The organism is Arthrobacter sp. AOP29-A2-19 (genome assembly GCF_058138025.1).
On sequence record NZ_CM176894.1, the window covers coordinates 535,649 to 553,818 of the forward strand.

Genomic DNA, 18,170 nt, shown 5'->3' on the forward strand with positions numbered 1-18,170 from the left:
TCTCATGAACGGTTCATCTCCGGCTCATGTTCCGTTGGCACGCTGTTGCACGGCGCACCCGCACCGCGGGACCGCGCTCCACCGGCACCGGCCGGAGGCGAGAGACAAGGACGGGCAGCACATGGCACGAACCCAGCACCAACCGGGCCTCCGTGTGGCCCTCTATTCCCACGACTCGGTGGGGCTGGGGCATACGCGGCGGAACCTCGCCATTGCCCACGCCCTGAGCCGGTCCCTCCCCGGAACCACCGGGCGGCGCGTCTCCGGGCTGCTCATCACGGGGGAGCGGACGGCCACCAGCTACCCGGCGCCGGACGGCTGGGACTGGGTGGTCATGCCCGGCATCCACAAGCGGAACGGACGCTACGCGCCCCGCACGCTCAACGTCGGGATGGACCGGCTGATGGACGTCCGCTCCTCCGTCGTCGACGGCGTCCTGCAGTCTTTCCGGCCCCACATAGTGGTGGTGGACAGGCACCCCTTCGGCGTCGACGGCGAGCTGGCCGCGCCGCTGGCGAATCTCCGCCGGGACAATCCCGGTTGCCGCGTGGTCCTCGGTCTCCGCGAGGTCCTCGACGACCCGCGCACGGCGTCCGAAGAGTGGGCCAGCATCGGCGTGGACCGGGTCGCCGACACCTTCGACGAGGTCTGGGTCTACGGGGACGCCGGCGTGCACGATCCCGTCGCCGAGGGCGAGGTCCCGCGGGCCCTGGCCGGCCGCGTCAGGTACACCGGCTACCTCTCCGCCGGCCGCCACTGCGCCGAACCCGCCGACGCGATGGCCCGCCCCTACCTGCTGACCATGGCCGGAGGCGGATCCGACGGCTACGGCGTCACCGCGGCCGCTGCGGCCGCAGCCGTCCCCGAGGGATACCGGCACCTCGTGGTCACCGGACCGCAGATGCCCAAGGCGCTGCGCGAGAAGGTGGTCGCCGCCGCGGCGCCGGGCACCCGGGTGCTCGCGTCCGTCCCCGACGGGCTCTCCTACATCCGCTCCGCGGCCGCCGTCGTGGTGATGGGCGGCTACAACACCGTGTGCGAGGTGTTGGGTTCCCCGACGCCGGCCCTCGTGGTTCCCCGGGTGGCGCCGCGCACGGAACAACTCATCCGCGCCGTGTCCCTCCAGCGGCGCGGCGCGGTCCGGGTGCTCACCCCGGACCGGCTGGACTCCGCGGCCATCGCCGACTGGTTCGCCGACATCGCGGGCTCGGGGCGCCACGACGGCCAGGGACAACCCGGTGCGGCGGACCCCTGCGCGGCCCACCCCGGCCCCGCCCAGCTCGAGGCCCGGGACGGCATCGCCCTTGACGGCCTCGCGGCCATCGCCCGCCACACCCTGCGGCTCACGGCCGCCACCACCCCACTCCGAGTCCCCAGCCCGGCCCCGTCCGGGAGCAGAGAGGAATACGTCCATGTCGCCGTCTAACGCCCGACGCACGGGATATGTGCTCAAGGTCTACCCGCGCTTTTCCGAGACGTTCATCGTGACGGAGATCCTGGCCCGCGAGGCGGCCGGCGAGAGCCTGCAGATCTTTGCCCTTCGCCACAGCACCGACGCCCGGTTCCACCCGGAGCTGGCCCGCGTGCAGACGCCCGTCACGTTTGTGCCCAAGCCCTTGAAGCTCTCCGACGCGTGGGAGCTGGTGGGGGACGCCACCCGAACGGTGCCCGGATTCGCCGACCGCTACGCGGCCCTCCTGCCCGAGCTCGCCGGCTACGATCCCACCGAGGTCCACCAGGGAATCGCGCTCGCCACGTCCGCCGCCAGGTCCGGACTGACCCACCTGCACGCGCACTTCGGTTCCCTCGCCGGCAGGACGGCGGAGCTTGCCGCGGAGCTCGCCGGCATCACCTTTTCCGTCACCACCCACGCCAAGGACCTGTTCCACGAGTCCGTCGACCGCGAGCGCCTGGGCACGACCCTGCGCCGCGCGTCCCACACCGTGACCATCAGCCGCTTCAACCTGGAGCACCTGGCCCGGCACTACCCTGATCTCGCGGAACGCACCCATCTGCTCTACAACGGCCTGGAGCTGGCGCGCTTCCCCTTCCGCGAGCCCCGCGTCCCGGGGGAACGGCTGAGGATCGCGGCGGTCGGGCGCCTCGTCGAGAAGAAGGGCTTCGCGCAGCTGATCGACGCCGTGGCGGCCCTGGCGGCACGCGGCGTCGCGGCGGACGTCCGCATCGCCGGCGACGGCGAGCTCCGCGCCGGGCTCGCCGCCCACATCGCGCGGCTGGGCCTTGAGCCCGCCGGCGGGAAAGCCGGCGGGCCCTTCGCCCGGCAGGCCGGAAACACGGCGGCGCTCCTAGGGCCGCAGACACAGGCGGAGGTCCGCGCGCTCCTGGACTGGGCGGACGTTTTCGCCGCACCCTGCACGGTCGGAGCGGACGGCAACGCGGACGGCCTGCCCACCGTGCTGCTGGAGGCTCTGGCCATCGGTGTGACCTGCGTGGCCACGGCGGTGACCGGCATCCCCGAGGCCGTCGTCAACGGCAACGGGACCCCCGGCTCGGCCACGGGCATCCTGATCGATCCGGACGACGCCGGGGCCCTGGTCCGCGCGCTGGTCCGGACCGCGGATCCAGCCTTTCCGCGCAGCGACCTGGCGCGCGCCGGCCGCGCCCTCGTGGAGCGGCGGTTCGATTCGGCCGCGCAGGCCCGCGCGCTGGCCCGGCTCGAGGACGGTGCCGCGCCGGGTGGCGCCGTCGCCGCCCAGCAGGCCGGGGCGCCGAACCCCGCGGAGCTCGCCGACCCCGCGGAGCTCGCCGACCCCGCGGAGCTCGCCGAAGTCGCGGACCTCACGGGCGTTCGGGTGGCCTACGCCTGCGTGGACCCCGGCATACCGTTCTTCGGGACGAAGGGCGCGTCCGTGCACGTGCAGGAGATCGTCCGCGCGCTGCGCGCCCGAGGCGCCACTGTGCGCCTGTACTGCACGCGTGCGGGCGGCCACGTCCCCGCGGACCTGGCCGACGTTCAGGTCACCGAGCTGCGGATCCCGCCGGGCACAACGGCAGAGCGCGAGGCCGCGCAGCTGGCCGCCTCCCGGGAAATGGCCGGGCGCATCGCCGCGGACGGGGCGGACCTCGTGTACGAGCGCTACAGCCTCTTCAGTACCGTCCTGGCCACGCTTGCCGAGGCGGAGGGCATTCCGGGCGTCCTGGAGGTCAACGCGCCCCTCATCGACGAACAGCGCACCCACCGGGAGCTGGTGCTGGAGGACCACTCCTGGCGGGCGCTGAGCCGCCAGGTCGGCGCCGCGGCACGGACCGTTTGTGTGTCCGGGCCGGTCGCCGACTGGGTGCTGGGCCACGCCGACGCCTCCGCGGCCCGGCGCGTGCGCGTCGTAGCCAACGGCGTGAACACCACACGGATCCGCCCGGGCGACCGGGGCAGCCGGCCCCGCGCCGACGCGGTTCCGACGGTCGTTTTCGTCGGGACCCTGAAGCCATGGCACGGCGTCGAGACGCTGGTCGACGCCGTCGCCCGTTCCGCCGGGGACTGGCGGCTGGAGATCGTCGGAGACGGGCCACTTGCGGAAGCCCTGAGGGCGAGGGCCGCCGCGCACGGACCCTCCGTGCGCGCGCGGATCGATTTCGCCGGCGCCGTGGAGCCGGAGCGCATCGGCGCGCTCCTTGCCCGGGCGGACATCGCCGTGGCGCCCTACCCTGCCGCGGCCGCGCGGGACGCCTACTTTTCCCCGCTGAAAATCTACGAGTACCTGGCCGCGGGCCTCCCCGTCGTCGCGAGCCGCGTGGGGCAGGTCCCCGGGATCGTGGCCGACGGGCGGACCGGAGTCCTGGTGGAGCCGTCCGACGCCGGTGCGCTGGCCCGGGCGCTGGATGCGCTCGCCGCGGATCCCGCGCGGCGCGCAACGCTGGGCGGAAACGCCCGGGCGGAGGCCGTTGCCGAGCACGGCTGGGAACGCGTCCTGGAACGGGCGCTCGGAGGCCTGGACCTGGTTCCCGTGGCGGACAGCGTCCCGGCGGGGGCGTCGTTGTGAGTGCCGTGAAGACCGGCACAAACCGGCGGCCCCCGGGCCCCCTGCGCCGCACCCTGGCCGTCCTGGGCCCGCACCTCCCCGGCAACCGGAAGCTGATGGCCGGGGGCATAGTCGCCCTGATCTTCGAGGTGGCCTTCCGGGTGCTGGAGCCCTGGCCCACCAAGTTCGTCGTCGACGCCGTCTCCCAGAGCCTGGGCGCGCAACTTGGCGCCTCCGTCCCGGCCGCCACGCTCTCGCTGATGCTCTCCTGCGGCGCGGCCGTTGTGGTCATCGTGGGACTGCGGGCGCTGGCCAACTACCTGGCCACGGTGGCGTTCGCGCTCGCCGGATCGCGCGTCGCCACGGCCCTGCGGCAGCGCGTCTTCGCGCACGTGCAGTCGCTCTCCGGCGCGTACCACTCGGGCGCGAGGACCGGAGACACGGTCCAGCGGCTCGTCGGCGACGTCGGGAAGCTGCAGGAGGTCGCCGTCACCGCCGGACTGCCCATGCTGGCCAACATCCTCACCCTGGTGGCCATGGCAGGCGTGATGTTCTGGCTGGACCCGCTGCTGGCCCTCGTCGTTGTTGTGGCGGCCGCGGCCTACCTGCTGAGTTCGCGGGGGAGCACAGGGAAAATCACCGGAGCCTCGCGCAAAACGCGCAAGGGGGAGGGGCAGCTGGCCAACATCGCCAACGAGAGCCTCGGCGCCATGCGCGTGGTCCACGCGTACGGCCTGGAGAAGGAGCTGGAGGGCAGGTTCGCCGGCAGCAACAACAGGACGCTGCGCGACGGCGTCCTGGCCAAGCGGCTCTCGGCCGGCCTGGAACGCCGAACCGATGTCATCGTGGGCGTTGCCACCGCCACCGTGCTGGTCGGCGGCGGCTGGCGCGTGGTGCAGGGCGGCATGACCCCGGGGGACCTGGTGATCTTCCTGACCTACCTCAAGACGGCCATGAAGCCGCTGCGCGACATGGCCAAGTACACGGGCCGCATCGCGCGCGCCGCGGCCTCAGGCGAACGCGTCGCGGACCTGCTCGACGTGCCCGTCGGCATCGCGGACTCACCGGACGCCCGGGCGCTGGCCCGAGCGGACGGCAACCTGGCGCTGCGCGACGTGACGGCCGGCTACGGCGGAGAAAAAGTGCTGGACGGCCTGACGCTCACCATCCCGGCGGGCCAGAAGGTCGCCGTCGTCGGACCGTCCGGCTCGGGAAAATCGACGTTCTCGCTGTTGCTTTCGCGCCTGCTGGAACCCTCGGCCGGCGCCGTGATGCTGGACGGCCTGGATGTCCGGAGGCTGACGCTGGCCTCGCTGCGCTCGCACGTGAGCCTGGTGCCGCAGGAGTCCGTGCTCTTCAGCGGGACCATCCGCGAGAACATCCGCTACGGGCGTCTCGGCGCCACCGACGCCGAGATCATGGACGCGGCGCGCCGGGCCCAGGCGCACGACTTCATCCACGAGTTTCCGGACAACTACGACACGGTGCTGGGCGAACGCGGCGGCACGCTGTCCGGCGGCCAGCGCCAGCGGATCGCGATTGCCCGTGCCATGCTGCGCGACAGCGCCGTTGTGGTGCTCGACGAGGCCACCACCGGCCTGGACCCGGCGTCGGCGACGTTGGTGCTGGAGGCTTTGGGGCGCCTGACCGCGGGGCGCACGACCATCAGCATCACCCACGATGCGGCGACGGCGCTGGCCGCCGACCGCGTGGTGTGGATCGAGCGGGGACGCGTTGTCCTGGATGGGACGCCCGCCGAGCTGCTGCGCGATCCGTCCGGCATGTTCGCGGGCTGGGTGGCCCGCGAGGCGGCGGGCTCCGCGGGCTCCGGGGGTTCCGGGGAAACGAACGACCGGACGACGACGACAACCCCGGCGCCGAGGGAGGTGTCTGCATGAGCGGGACGGCGGCGGCGTTGTTGCCGGCCGCGGCGGTCCTGCTGGGCGCCCACCCCGCGTCGGCGGGTGTTCTGGAGGCGCTCGGCTGCGGGAGCGCCGAAGTCGACCACCTCCGGCACAAGCCGGGGCGGTCGGTGATCGGGCGTGTCGGAGGCGGCGGCGGCGCGCGGTGGGTCGCCGGGTTCGCCCCCGCGGCAGGGGACAAGGCGGCCAAGCTCCGGCGCAAGGCCGGCGCGGGCGGCTACGCGCTGTCCGAGGTCGAGATCCCCGGCGCGCCGGGACACGTCCTGATGTCCGGGCCGGTGGGCCTGGACAACCGCCTGAGCGCGGCGGTGGGGGAGGCCGGACTGCTCCGCGCCGACGGGTCCCCGGCCGGGACCGTGCTGAACTACAACCCGTGGAGGCGCCTTGTGCTCCAGGTGCGCCGCCCGGGGGGAACGGGACGCGACGACGCGGGACCCGAGGGTGGCACCGAGACCCGGGACCGCCGGGTTGTGAAGACCACCGTCCACCCGCTCCATGGGCTTCCCGGCCTGCTGGGGGAGCTGCGCGCCCGCGGTGTGCCGGTGCTTGTTCCCCGCGTGGGGCGGGACCCCCGCACGCTCGACTACGCGCACTACGGCAACGGCGACCTAGGCGTGGCATGGTCCGGCCGGCCGGTTGGCAGGGTCGGGGCCGGCGCGGAAGAGGCCGCAGCCGCCGGCCGCATCCTGGCGGCGCTGCACTCCAGCGGCGTGCGCCCGGACGGCGTCGTCGACCCGCGCCGCGGCCTGATGGCCGTGGCGCGCGGGATCGCGGACGTCCTGCCCGGCACGGCGACGCTCGCCGCCGCAACCGCCACGGAGCTGCTTCGCGCCGTGGAGCCGCTTCAGGGCCGCCACGTCCCGCTGCACGGCGACTTCTCCGCAGACCAGGTGCTCGGCGGGCCGGACGGACAGCGGCTGATCGACCTGGACCGCACCGCCATGGGGCCGGCAGGCTGGGACGTGGGCTGTTTCGCGGCCACCGAACTGCTCGCTGGCCGCGGCGAAACATACCTGATCCCGCTTCAGGACGCCTATCGCGACCTGCGGGACGCGCCAACCGGCGTCGAGGCCTGGACCGGGGTGCATCTGATGTTGCGCGCGCTCGAACCGTTCCGCGCGGCTCGCGCGGGGTGGGAGCGGGGCGTTGTGGACCGCTTGCGCCTCGCGGCCCGCATGGCCCGCGGGCCCGGCGGTCAGCCCGGACCTCCCGAGGCGCCGGAGAACGGGGGCGCCCGGTGAGCGCGCGGACGGGGCCGGCAGATCCGCCGCCGGTGCTGCCCGGCCGTCTGGAAATCCACGGCTGCGGCGTATCCGTCCGGCGCGCCTGGCCCAAGCCGGACGGCACGCAGACGTTCGAAGGCGTCGACGACGCGGGCCGGCTCCGCGCCGGACGCTGGGACGGCCAGACCGCCAGCCTGCTTCCGCACGCCGCGGATCCCGGGCTGCCCGCGCTCGCCGGGGAAGGCAGCCTGCTGGTGCACCGTTACGGCCGCCGGGCGGTGCTGCGCCGCAACGGAGAGCGGGGCCCGGAATACGTGAAGGTCCTGCGCCCCGGCAAGGCGGCCGCCGTCGCGGTGGTGTCCCGCCGTCTCGCGGAGGCGGCCGCCGCGGCGGGCCTGCACGTGCCCGAGGTCCTGGCGGAGGGCGACGGGGTTGTGCGCTTCTCCGAGGTGCCGGGCCAGGCGCTGGGCGGTCTGCCGCCGGAGGCGTGGCACCGCGCCTGGGCGGCCTGGGCGGTCGCCTGGCCGCGCCTGGCCTCCACTGACGCGTCCGGGCTGCCGGTGCACAACGTCGCCAGCGAGCTGGGTGTGCTCCGGACGTGGGCGGGCCACCTCGCGCAACACGATCCGCTGCGCCTGTCCCTTGCCGCGAAGGTGGAACTCGACGCGCGCCTGGGGCGTGCCTCCGCCGCGTTGGAAGCGGCCGGTCCGGGTCGCCAGTCCCTGGCCCATCGGGACCTGCACGACAAGCAGATGCTCTTCGACCCGAAGACGCGGCGGCTCGGCATCCTCGACTTCGACACGGCCGCGCGGGCCGACGTCGAGCTCGATCTCGGAAACCTGCTGGCGCACGTGGACCTCCGCCGGGACCAGGGGGTCATCGACGATCGGGCTCGCCGCACGGCGGTCGAGGCCGTGGCGGCGGCAGCCGAGGCGCTGGGGGCCGGACAGGACAGGCTGGACGCCTACACCGAGGCAGCCCGGATCCGCCTGGGCTGCGTCTACGCGTTTCGGCCTCCCTGGCGCGGGTTGGCGGCGGATTGGCTGGCCGGCGGGCCCCCGCGCGGCGGACCCTAAAGTGGTGTTTTCCGCGCGCGACGGGGGTGTGGGACCTCCGGCACGCAGGGCCTCCGGAGGACCCGCGTGTGGCGTCCGCCACGGAGGGCTTTTCCGATTTCATTCGGCGGAAGAATGCTGGTAAAGTTTTTCTCCGTTGCCCCCCTAGCTCAGTGGTAGAGCGCGTTCTTGGTAAGAACGAGGTCACCGGATCGATTCCGGTGGGGGGCTCTGAATGATTAGGGCCCGCGTCGATGTCTCTCTTGGAGAAGATGTAGGCGCGGGTTCTTTCTCATTCGTGGCGGTGTAGCTCAGCTGGTTAGAGCGCACGACTCATAATCGTGAGGTCCCGGGATCGAGTCCCGGCACCGCTACCAGACGGAAAGACCCCCGGCGTTTCGCCGGGGGTCTTTTGCCTTGTCGCGGCAGAATCGGATCCGGTCCCAAGCTGGGGTCCTCAACGCAGGGAGGTTGGATCGACCCGATGGCTGGCATCCAGGAGGCAGCGCCGGCGCGCGGGGGACTGCTCTGCCACGGCATCCGCTGGCCCTCGTCCGACGGCGTTCCCCGCCTCGCGCTGGGCGCTGCGGACGGGGTGGCCGACGTTGTGCTGGATCCCGGCACGCGCCTGTCCTTCGCCGTCGCCGCGGGGCGCTGGTGCCTCGGGCACACCAGGGTGCGCGGGCGCCGGGACAGGACGGCAGTGGAGTGCCCGGCGGCCTCGCCGGCCGAACGGGGCCACCAGTGCGGACCCTGTTTTGCCCGCGACGAGACGCGCCACATGCACGACTTCCACCGCTCGGGTAGCGCGCCGGCGGGATTGCGCGACTATCTGGCGCAGGAGCATTGGCTCTACGTGGCGAGCTTCGCGAACGGGGCGTCCAAGGTCGGGACCGCGGCGGCGGTTGGCAAGTGGCGCCGCCTCGCGGAACAGGGCGCCGTGGCGGCGTCGTACGTCGCGCTGGCGGACGACGGGGGAGCGGTGCGCATCCTGGAGGATCTGGTCACCGAGTCCCTGGGGTTGGGGCAGTCCGTGCGCGCGGCTGCCAAGGCGGGCGCGCTGGCCGGTCCCGGCGGCGCGCACGACGCCGTTTCCCTGGCCGGATTGAACGGCGAACTCGCCCGGCGGGTGGGATCCTTCCTCGAGCGCTCCGCCGAGGCCTCCGAAGTGCCCTTTTCCACCCGCGCCGAGCCGTGGGTGGCGCCCACGGCGGCCGCCGACCTGTTGCGCGGTTGGGACGCCCGGACCCTCCATTCCTATCCCGGCGCGCTCGATCGCGGGGCCCACGGGTTCACCGCCGCTTCGGTCCTCGGGCAGGCGCTGGAGGTCCGCCTTGACGGGAGCGGCGACAGGTTCCTGGCGGACGCGTCCGTCCTGAAGGGGCGGCGGCTGCTTTTCGGCGCCCACTCCACCGCGGTGCCGCTGCTCCAGGATGCGCTATTCTGATCCCGGTCCGCCGATAGACTGGTGGGCATGATCAGCACGCCGTGGGATGCCGCCTCGACCCTCTACAAGCGATTGGTCGTTGTGTCCATGGCGACGTCCGCCGTCGGCATCGTCCTGGCGATCGTCGGGGCGGCCACGGAGAACCGCACCCTGATGTACACGGCCGTCGGGATCATCCTGCTGGGACTCCTGACGCACGTCGGGGGGCTGATGGTCCGGGGACGCGACGTCCGCGAGTACCGCAAGCTCAATCCGCCCACGCCCCAGCCGCCGCGGGAACGCAAGCCCGCCCGCAAGCGGTCTCCCGTGCGCAAGGAACCACGCGCCCGGGGCTAGGGTGATCGACGGCACGCCTCGCCGACGTGACCCAGAAGCCTGAATCGGGCACAGGGTCGATCCGCTGGATCGAATCCGGCGCTACAGCTGCTCCGGGCCGCCCGCGGCAGGGGGACCGAAAGGACCGGCGCCCGTCTCCGCCTCCCGGTTGCGCCGCACGTGGTCCCGCGCGTGCTCGATGGCCGCCCCGAGGTCGTCGAAACGGTGCTTGTAGTGCCGCAGCGCGGCGATGATTCCGACCGTGTCGGCCAGCCGCGCGTGTTGCGGTTGGATGCCCTTGATCAGCACCGTCACCTTCCGCCGCTCCAGGGAGCCGACGACTTCGGCCAGGGCCTTCGCTCCCGTCGCGTCCAGCATCCGCAGGTGGGACAGCCGCAGCACCGCCACCTCGATCCCGCGGACGGATTCGATCTCCCGAAGGATCCTCTCGGACGCGCCGAAGAACATCGATCCCTCCAGGCGGAAGACGGCGATCCGTTCGTCTCCGGGGACCGGATCACCGGGGAGCTCCTCCCTCCGGACGCCGGAGAGCTTGGCGACGCCGCGGAGCGCGAAGAACGCGGCCACCACCAGACCGATCTGGATGGCCTCGATCAGGTCGAACGCCACGGTGACGACTGCGGTGACCACGAACTGGGTGGCGTCGGCGCGGGAGGACCGCAGGATCGACGACACGGTGTGGCGCGAGACCATGCGCGTGGCCGTCACCATCAGGATCCCGGCGAGCGCCGCGAGCGGAATCCGCGCCACCAGCGCGGCTCCGGCGTAGACCACCAGCAGGAGGAGAAGGGCATGGACGATCGCCGCGAGGCGGCTACGGGCGCCGCTGCGGACGTTCACGGCCGTCCTGGCGATGGCCCCCGTGGCCGGCATGCCGCCGAAGAGCCCGGCGGCGATCGATGCCAGCCCCTGCCCGGTGAGTTCGCGGTCCGGCTGGTACGGACCCGTCGACGATCCGTCCGGTCCGTTCAGGCCGGAGGCGACACGGGCGGAGAGCAGGGATTCGATGGCAGCCAGCACTGCGACGGCGACGGCCGGTCCGGCGAGGTCGGCGACGAGTTGTGGGGTCGCGGCCGGTAGGACCGGCGCGGCCAGCGAGGACGGCAGGGCGCCGATGCGTGGAATGTCCAGGCGCATCAGTTCCGCGGCGACGGTCGCTAGGAGGATGGCGATGAGGCTGGCCGGGATGCCCGACCGGATTCTCGGCAGGAGCACCATCAGGGCGGCGACGGCGGCGACCACCCCGAGCGTCGCCGCGGCCGTGGGCAACGTCGCCGACGCGGCCGCCTGCCACGCGGCGACGGCGGTGTTCACGCCGGGGATGGACGAGGTTCCCGTGGCCAGCGGGACCTGCTGCAGGAAGATGATTGATCCGATCCCCAAGGTGAAGCCTTCCACCACAGGCCACGGGATGTACGCGATCGCGCGCCCGAGGCGCAGCAACCCGATGGCCAGCACAACGGCGCCGGCCATCAGGGTGAGCAGCGCGACGGAACCCGCCCCGTGGGAGGCGACGATGGGGGCAAGCACCACCACCATGGCCCCGGTCGGTCCCGACACCTGGACGTGCGACCCGCCCATCACCGCGGCGACGGCGCCCGCGACAACCGCCGTGACCAGGCCAGCGGCCGCGCCCACCCCGGAGGAGACGCCGAACGCCAGGGCCAGCGGCAGCGCCACGATGCCCACCGTGATGCCGGCGAGGACGTCGCCCCTCCATGTCGTCCCCATGCCCGCGTAGTCGCCGCGGCTGGGCAGGAAGGCCCGGGCGTGGGAAGTCATGGCCGCCGTGCGCGCCCTCATGGGGCGCCGGGGCCCTCGGGCTTCGCCCGCGCCTCTGCCGCGGCCTTTGACGCGTGGACCGGCCTGCCCGGACCGGTGGACGGCAGCCGCGCCGCCTGAGACGCCTGCTCCTGCTCAATGTTGTCCAGCAGGAAGCGGCGCGCGATGCGCAGCAGCTCCGACACGCCGGGATGCGCTAGCGTGTAGTAGACGTTGCTGGCCCGCCGTTCGGACACGACCACCCGGTGTCGGCGCAACACTTTCAGGTGTTGCGAAAGGTGGCTGGCCTCGATGTCGATCTGTTCCAAGAGGAAAGCCACTGCCACCGGCTCTCCGTTGGCCGCGCTGAGCAGCTCGAGTACGCGGATGCGCGCCGGGTGGGCCAACGCCTTGAAGAGGTTCGCCTTGATTTCATACAGGGGCGCTTGCCCCGGTTCGAGCTTCACGAGCCACACTCCAGTAAAACGATATGATAAAAGCATCATACCGTACTTCGCCCGCGCTGGCCAGATAAGGTTGATGGTGGCGGCAGAACGGCTGCCGCCCCGAGCCAGGAGTGACATGACCATCGATCCTGCCCTGCAGGGGCGCACCTACCCCGCCGGCGAGCCCTACGTCGTCTGCCGGGAGAAGATCCGGGAGTTCGCGACCGCGGTCAAGGCGACCCATCCCGCCCACTTCCAGCCGGAGGCCGCCGCGGAGTTGGGCCACGACGACGTCGTCGCGCCGCCAACCTTTGCGATCATCGTCGCGCAGCGGGCCGACGCCCAGCTCATCGCGGATCCCGGCTCCGGCATCGACTTCTCGCGCGTTGTCCACGCCGACCAGCGCTTCACGCACCACCGCCCCATCGTGGCCGGGGACGCACTGGTCGTCGAGCTGCACGTCGACCAGGTCCGCGCCATGGGCGGCGGGGCAATGATCACCACGCGGTCGGAGATCGCCAATGCCGCCGGCGAGCCCGTCGCCACCACCGTATCGTCGCTGCTCGTGCGCGGAGAGGACTAGCAATGACCGCCATCGATTTCGATTCCCTGGAGGCGGGGCAGTCCATCGGCACGGCCACCGTCAGCGTGAACCGCGCCGACCTGGTCCGCTACGCCGGAGCCAGCGGGGACTTCAACCCGATCCACTGGAACGAGCGCTTCGCCGTCGAGGTGGGGCTGCCGGGCGTGATCGCGCACGGCATGTTCACCATGGGCGCGGCCGTGCAGCTGGTCACTGACTGGATAGGGGATCCCTCCGCCATCGTCGACTACCAGACGCGCTTCACCAAGCCCGTCCTCGTCGAGGATCCGGCCGGGTCCAACCCGACCGACGCGCCGGGCACTGAGATCGCCGTGACCGGCACCATCGGCAAGCTCGATCCCGAGGCCAGGACCGCGCGCGTGGACCTGACCGTCGGGGTGGGCGACCAGAAGGTCCTGGTCAAGGCTCAGGCCGTGGTGCGCTTCTGACGCACGCTCCCTTCCCGACCCGCCGGCGCTCCACCATCGCGTGGCGCAACGGCGTCGTCGCCGCCTACTTCGCGTCCGGCGTCGTTGTTTCCACGCTCGTTTCCCGGCTCCCGTCCGTCCGCGACGACCTGGGCCTCACCCACGGCCAGGTGGGCCTGCTGTTGCTGTGCATGACGTTCGGCTCGTTCGTGAGCGTGTCGCTCTCGGGGCTGATCGTCCTGCGCGTCGGGTCCGGCCGCACCATCCTCGGCGGCGCGCTGCTGGTGGCGGCGGCCCTTGCGGCCGCCGGAGCCGGGACAAGCGTCCTGGGCAGCGTGCCCGCGACCGGTGCCGCCCTGGCCCTGCTGGGCATGGGAACCGCCTGCTGGAACGTGGCCTCCAACGTCCAGGGCGCCGCCATGGAGACGGAGCTGGGCCGCTCCGTCATGCCGGTGCTGCACGGCTGCTTCAGCCTCGGGACCATCGCCGGGGCGGGCATCGGGGCCTTCGCGTCCTGGGTCCACCTCCCCGTGGGCTGGCACTACCTGGCGGCCGGCACCGCCGTGGCCGGCCTCGTGCTGTGGGCCGCCCGCGCGTTCCGCGCCGACACCGGCGGGACAACCGCCGGCGCCTCCTCCTCGGGCTCGGTGATGGGCCGCACCTGGCGTGAACCGCGCACCGTCCTGTTGGGCGTGATGGTACTCGGCATGGCGCTCGCAGAGGGCGCGGCGGGGGACTGGGTAGCCCTCGCCCTAGCCGACGGGTACTCCACGGCCAACGCGGTGGGCGCCCTCGGCTATGGCGTTTTTGTGACGGCCATGGCCACCGGCAGGCTCTGCGGCGGCCGCATCCTGGAGCGGATCGGCAGCGTCGCGGCGATGCGCGCCAGCGCCGTGGCCGCGCTCGCCGGGGTGCTCCTTTTTGCCTGGGGCACCTCCGTGCCCATGGCCTTCGTCGGTCTCGCCCTCTGGGGCCTCGGGGTGGCACTTGTTTTCCCCGTGGCCATGACGTCGGCGTCGGACGATCCCCTGCGCGCGGCGGCCCGGGTGTCCGTGGTGTCCACCATCGGCTACGGGGCCTTCCTCTGCGGCCCGCCGTTCCTGGGCCTGTTGGCGGACCAGGTGGGCCTGCTCAACGCCCTGGCCTCGCTGGGAATCCTGGTTGTCGTCTCGTTCTTCCTCGCGGGCTACACGCGGCCCTCCGCCCCGGCGCGGGCCGTCCCCTCCGCGCCGTCCGGCCGCCCGGGGAGCCCGGCCGCGGGAGAATCGGCCGATCCCGATTAGGCTGGGTGGTGTGAGCACCACGTTGATTTCCTCCCTGACCACCACCGCGGTCGGCGGCCCCGCCGGCCAGTACCTCGAGGCCGCCACCGAGCGCGAGATCATCGAGGCGGTGGCCGCCGCCGACGCCGCCGCGGAGGACCTTCTCATCGTCGCGGGCGGCTCCAACCTCGTCGTCGACGACGCCGGCTACCCGGGCACCGTCCTGCGCATCGTGTCCCGCGGCATCACTATCGACGACACGGTCGCCTCCTGCGGCGGGGCCACCGTCACCGTGCAGGCGGGGCACCCGTGGGACGACGTCGTCGCCCGGACGCTCGCGGCGGGGCTCGTCGGGCTCGAGGCCCTTTCCGGCATCCCCGGCTCCACGGGCGCGACGCCGGTGCAGAACGTCGGGGCGTACGGCACGGACGTCTCGCGGACCATCTCCCGGGTGCGGACCTGGGACCGGGAGGCCGGGGCCATCCGCGGCTTCGCCAGCGCCGACCTGCGCTTCGGGTACCGCGACTCGCTCCTCAAGCGCACCACCGCCAACGGATCGCCGCGCTACGTGGTGCTGACGGTCGAATTCCAACTCGAGCCCGGGGAGCTGGGCGCCCCCATCGCCTACGCGGAGCTGGCCAAGGCGCTCGGCTGCGGCGTGGGCGACCGGGTCGACTCGTCACGGATCCGCACGGAGGTGTTGCGGCTGCGCGCCGGCAAGGGGATGGTCCTGGACTCCCGCGACCGGGACACGTTCAGCACCGGGTCGTTTTTCACCAACCCCATCGTGGACGCCGGCGTCGCCGAAACGCTGCCTGCGGACGCGCCCCGGTTCCCGGCCGGGGAGGACGGGCTGGTCAAGCTGTCGGCCGCTTGGCTGATCGACCGGGCCGGCTTCGGGAAGGGCTACGGGCTGCCGGGAACGGCCGGTGAGTACCTGGCCGACGGGCGGGCCGCGCTCTCCACCAAACACACGCTGGCCATCACCAACCGCGGGGCGGCGACGGCGGCGGACATCCTTGCGGTGGCTCGGGCCGTGCGCGCCGGGGTGAAGGAGAAGTTCGGCATCGAGCTCCACAACGAGCCGCTTCTCATCAACTGCGCCCTGTAGCCATGGGGGACCGGCTTGTCCCGCCGAACCGGGCGGAGCTTCGGGCGATCGCCCGGGCGCGGCTGTCGGCCCAGGGCCTGGTCCCCGGGTTCGGGCGCGCGGCGGGGCTGGCGCCGACCGTGGCGTGGATGGGCATGATGCAGGCGCAGGACCTCCGGCAGGCGTTCTGGGCCCTGGGAGTGCGCCAGCCGGGCAGCCGGGCGTCGGAGGTGCGCGCGGCCCTGAACCAAGGCAGCGTGGTCCGCACGTGGGGCGCCCGCGGAACGCTGATGCTGCTGGCGCCGGTGGACGTGCACCTGGTGCTGTCGGTGACCGGGGAACGGATGTACGCGGCCGGCGCGGCGCGCCGTCGGGAACTCGGAATCTCCGAGCAGGACGTCGACGCGCTCGCGCCCGTGGCCGTGGAGCGCTGCGGCGAGCGCGGCGCCACCCGCGAGCAACTGTTTCAGGCGTTCCGCGCGGCCGGCCAGCCCACCTCAGGCCAGCGCGGCATCCACCTGCTCTTCGCCCTGAGCGTCAGGCGAATCCTGATTCAGGGCCCCTTGGTGGACGACGGCGCCACACACGGACAGTTGTTCGTTCGCTACGGCCGCTGGCTGGGCCCACAAGCGGCGGGAGAGCCGGCCACGTCCGCGGAGGCGCTCCGCACGCTGGCCGTTCGCTACTTCCGCAGCCACGGGCCGGCCACCGAACGCGACCTCGCCTGGTGGCTCGGACTGCCTGTGCGCCCTGTGCGGGCCGCGCTGGCGGCGATCGCCGAATCGCCCGGCACCCTGCTGGCGCGCGTGATCGGCGGGGAAACCCACTGGATGGATCCGCGCGCGGGCGCGTTCCTGGACGCCGCCGGCCCGCCGGCGCCCGGCTCCCGGTCCGTGCTGGCGCTTCCGGGCTTCGACGAACTGCTCCTCGGATACCGGGACCGGTCCGCGACGCTGCCACCTCGGCACGCCGACCGCGTGGTTCCGGGGGGTAACGGCGTTTTCCGCCGGATCCTGGTGGCAGGGGGGACCGCGGTGGGCACATGGAGCGTGGGAGGCACACGGACCAAGCCGCTGTGCGTGGCGGAACCCTTCGAGGACCCCCTCGCGCCGGGCCACTCGAGGGCGTTTGCGGCGCGTGCGCGGGAGCACGTGGCCTTCCTCGCCGGGTAGGGCCGCCCGGCGGGGAGGGCCGCCCGGCACTCGCCCGAAGCCCGCACAAGACCGTGGACATTTCGTCGCGACGCGGAGCACTATGGGGTCATGGAACACACCACAAGCCTCGAACACGCGATGGACTTGGCCCAGGCCAACCTGAAGCAGGCCAAGCGGCTACTGGACCAGGGCGTCAAGGCGCGCGAAGCGGGCGACATCGACGACGCCCGGCTGGAGCAGCTCCAGCGCCTCTACGACGCCGCGAACGACGACGTCGTGCGGGTCAGGCGCGAGAACTAGGGCCGCCGCGGGCTCCGCGCGGCGGCCGGGCGGGGCCGCGCGGTCCCCGGGGCTAGAGCCTGCCGAGCGCGATCAGGAGCATGCGCCGAAGCGGCTCGGCCGCGCCCCAAAGCAGCTGGTCTCCGACCGTGAACGCCGAGATGTATTCCGGACCCATGTCCAGCTTGCGGATGCGACCCACCGGGATGTCCAACGTCCCGGAGGCCGCCACCGGGGTCAGCTGCTTCATGGAGGCGTCCTTGGTGTTCGGCACGACAGTGGCCCACTCGTTGTCGGCGTCCAACAGCCGCTCGATCTCCGCCACCGGGAGGTCTTCGGTCAGCTTGATGGTCAGGGCCTGCGAGTGCGACCGCATGGCCCCGATGCGCACGCAGAGCCCGTCGACGACGATCTCCTCGCCCGCGGCGCGGCCGAGGATCTTGTTGGTTTCCACGCCGGCCTTCCACTCCTCCTTGGACTGTCCGTTGCCGAGGTCGGCATCGATCCAGGGGATGAGGGAACCGGCAAGCGGCACGCCGAACTGTGTGGCGTCCAGGCCGCCCCGCTGGCTGGCGAGGACCTGGCGGTCGATCTCCAGGATGGCCGAGGCCGGATCGGAGAGCTCCGCCGAGACGGCCGAGTTGATGTCCCCGAACTGCGTCAGCAGCTCGCGCATGTGGCGGGCGCCGCCGCCGGAGGCCGCCTGGTACGTCATTGACGTGCTCCACTCCACCAACCCGTTGCGGAAGAGCCCGCCGAGGCCCATCAGCATGCAGGAGACGGTGCAGTTGCCTCCGATGTAGTCGCGCGTGCCGTTGGACAGTCCGGCATCGATCACGTTGCGGTTGACCGGGTCCAGCACAATGATCGAGTCGTCGTTCATGCGCAGCGTGGAGGCCGCGTCGATCCATAGTCCGTCCCATCCGCGCGCCCGGAGCTGAGGGTGGACGGCGGACGTGTAGTCCCCGCCCTGCGCGGTGACGATGATGGGCAGCTTGGCGAGCGCGTCGACGTCGTACGCGTCCTGGAGCGGGCCGGCACCCTCGGCGAAGGCCGGGGCGGCGCCGCCGGCGTTGGAGGTGGAGAAGAACACGGGGTCCAGGCCCGCGAAGTCTCCCTCGTCCTGCATGCGCTGCATCAGGACGGAACCGACCATGCCCCGGTAACCGACGAAACCAACTGAAGAAGTCATACGTCCATGGTA

General features: G+C 72.7%; 16 protein-coding genes and 2 tRNA genes. 15 read left to right on the forward strand and 3 right to left on the reverse strand.

Annotated elements, in window-relative coordinates; all coding sequences use genetic code 11:
- Positions 1 to 121: 121 nt before the first annotated feature.
- The 9 genes from AC3ZJJ_RS02485 to AC3ZJJ_RS02525 all read left to right on the forward strand — a co-directional run bounded on the left by AC3ZJJ_RS02485 (position 122) and on the right by AC3ZJJ_RS02525 (position 9,963).
- Positions 122 to 1,426: a glycosyltransferase family protein gene (locus AC3ZJJ_RS02485; protein WP_489893694.1), complete on the forward strand. Its 1,305-nt coding sequence runs from the start codon at positions 122 to 124 to the stop codon at positions 1,424 to 1,426.
- Positions 1,413 to 4,001, forward strand: coding sequence for a glycosyltransferase (locus AC3ZJJ_RS02490; RefSeq protein WP_489893695.1), 2,589 nt, complete (start codon positions 1,413 to 1,415; stop codon positions 3,999 to 4,001). Before AC3ZJJ_RS02485 ends, AC3ZJJ_RS02490 begins: the two co-directional genes overlap by 14 nt.
- The gene (locus AC3ZJJ_RS02495) at positions 3,998 to 5,878 is read left to right on the forward strand and encodes an ABC transporter ATP-binding protein (RefSeq protein WP_489893696.1); all 1,881 of its coding nucleotides are present in this window, start codon (positions 3,998 to 4,000) and stop codon (positions 5,876 to 5,878) included. The genes AC3ZJJ_RS02490 and AC3ZJJ_RS02495 overlap by 4 nt, the downstream gene beginning before the upstream one ends.
- A complete protein-coding gene (locus tag AC3ZJJ_RS02500) occupies positions 5,875 to 7,143 on the forward strand; it encodes a phosphotransferase family protein (RefSeq protein WP_489893697.1) in 1,269 nt (422 codons plus the stop codon). The genes AC3ZJJ_RS02495 and AC3ZJJ_RS02500 overlap by 4 nt, the downstream gene beginning before the upstream one ends.
- Positions 7,140 to 8,201 carry a phosphotransferase gene (locus AC3ZJJ_RS02505; protein WP_489893698.1) on the forward strand — a complete coding sequence of 354 codons (1,062 nt, stop codon included), beginning with the start codon at positions 7,140 to 7,142 and terminating at the stop codon, positions 8,199 to 8,201. The genes AC3ZJJ_RS02500 and AC3ZJJ_RS02505 overlap by 4 nt, the downstream gene beginning before the upstream one ends.
- A 138-nt stretch (positions 8,202 to 8,339) precedes the next feature.
- Positions 8,340 to 8,411 (forward strand) — tRNA-Thr (locus AC3ZJJ_RS02510).
- Between the two features lie 69 nt (positions 8,412 to 8,480).
- Positions 8,481 to 8,557, forward strand: a tRNA-Met gene (locus AC3ZJJ_RS02515).
- A gap of 107 nt (positions 8,558 to 8,664) precedes the next feature.
- The gene (locus AC3ZJJ_RS02520) at positions 8,665 to 9,627 is read left to right on the forward strand and encodes a DUF2797 domain-containing protein (RefSeq protein ID WP_489893699.1); all 963 of its coding nucleotides are present in this window, start codon (positions 8,665 to 8,667) and stop codon (positions 9,625 to 9,627) included.
- A gap of 27 nt (positions 9,628 to 9,654) precedes the next feature.
- A complete protein-coding gene (locus AC3ZJJ_RS02525; RefSeq protein ID WP_489893700.1) occupies positions 9,655 to 9,963 on the forward strand; it encodes a hypothetical protein in 309 nt (102 codons plus the stop codon).
- Between the two features lie 81 nt (positions 9,964 to 10,044).
- On the opposite strand, the gene AC3ZJJ_RS02530 is transcribed toward AC3ZJJ_RS02525, so the two are convergent.
- Both AC3ZJJ_RS02530 and AC3ZJJ_RS02535 read right to left on the reverse strand, forming a co-directional pair.
- Complete coding sequence (locus AC3ZJJ_RS02530; RefSeq protein ID WP_489893701.1) at positions 10,045 to 11,745, reverse strand: SulP family inorganic anion transporter; 1,701 nt, start codon at positions 11,743 to 11,745, stop codon at positions 10,045 to 10,047.
- A 17-nt stretch (positions 11,746 to 11,762) separates the two neighbouring features.
- Complete coding sequence (locus tag AC3ZJJ_RS02535) at positions 11,763 to 12,308, reverse strand: ArsR/SmtB family transcription factor (protein ID WP_489893702.1); 546 nt, start codon at positions 12,306 to 12,308, stop codon at positions 11,763 to 11,765.
- Here AC3ZJJ_RS02535 and AC3ZJJ_RS02540 point away from each other — a divergent pair.
- The 6 genes from AC3ZJJ_RS02540 (at position 12,307) to AC3ZJJ_RS02565 (ending at position 16,987) form a co-directional block, all read left to right on the forward strand.
- On the forward strand, positions 12,307 to 12,753 hold the full coding sequence (locus AC3ZJJ_RS02540; protein ID WP_489893703.1) for an FAS1-like dehydratase domain-containing protein: 447 nt from the start codon (positions 12,307 to 12,309) through the stop codon (positions 12,751 to 12,753). The genes AC3ZJJ_RS02535 and AC3ZJJ_RS02540 overlap by 2 nt on opposite strands.
- 2 nt (positions 12,754 to 12,755) lie before the next feature.
- Entirely contained in the window at positions 12,756 to 13,202 is a 447-nt protein-coding gene (locus AC3ZJJ_RS02545; protein WP_489893704.1) for a MaoC family dehydratase, read from the forward strand.
- 35 nt (positions 13,203 to 13,237) lie between these two features.
- The gene (locus tag AC3ZJJ_RS02550) at positions 13,238 to 14,464 is read left to right on the forward strand and encodes an MFS transporter (protein WP_489895651.1); all 1,227 of its coding nucleotides are present in this window, start codon (positions 13,238 to 13,240) and stop codon (positions 14,462 to 14,464) included.
- A 10-nt stretch (positions 14,465 to 14,474) separates the two neighbouring features.
- Positions 14,475 to 15,554, forward strand: a complete 1,080-nt coding sequence (locus tag AC3ZJJ_RS02555) for a UDP-N-acetylmuramate dehydrogenase (protein ID WP_489893705.1) — start codon at positions 14,475 to 14,477, stop codon at positions 15,552 to 15,554.
- Between the two features lie 2 nt (positions 15,555 to 15,556).
- Positions 15,557 to 16,705, forward strand: a complete 1,149-nt coding sequence (locus AC3ZJJ_RS02560) for a winged helix DNA-binding domain-containing protein (RefSeq protein WP_489893706.1) — start codon at positions 15,557 to 15,559, stop codon at positions 16,703 to 16,705.
- A gap of 90 nt (positions 16,706 to 16,795) precedes the next feature.
- On the forward strand, positions 16,796 to 16,987 hold the full coding sequence (locus AC3ZJJ_RS02565; protein ID WP_489893707.1) for a hypothetical protein: 192 nt from the start codon (positions 16,796 to 16,798) through the stop codon (positions 16,985 to 16,987).
- A gap of 52 nt (positions 16,988 to 17,039) precedes the next feature.
- Here AC3ZJJ_RS02565 and asd read toward each other — a convergent pair whose 3' ends face one another.
- Complete coding sequence (gene asd, locus AC3ZJJ_RS02570) at positions 17,040 to 18,158, reverse strand: aspartate-semialdehyde dehydrogenase (RefSeq protein WP_489893708.1); 1,119 nt, start codon at positions 18,156 to 18,158, stop codon at positions 17,040 to 17,042.
- Between the last annotated feature and the right edge of the window lie 12 nt (positions 18,159 to 18,170).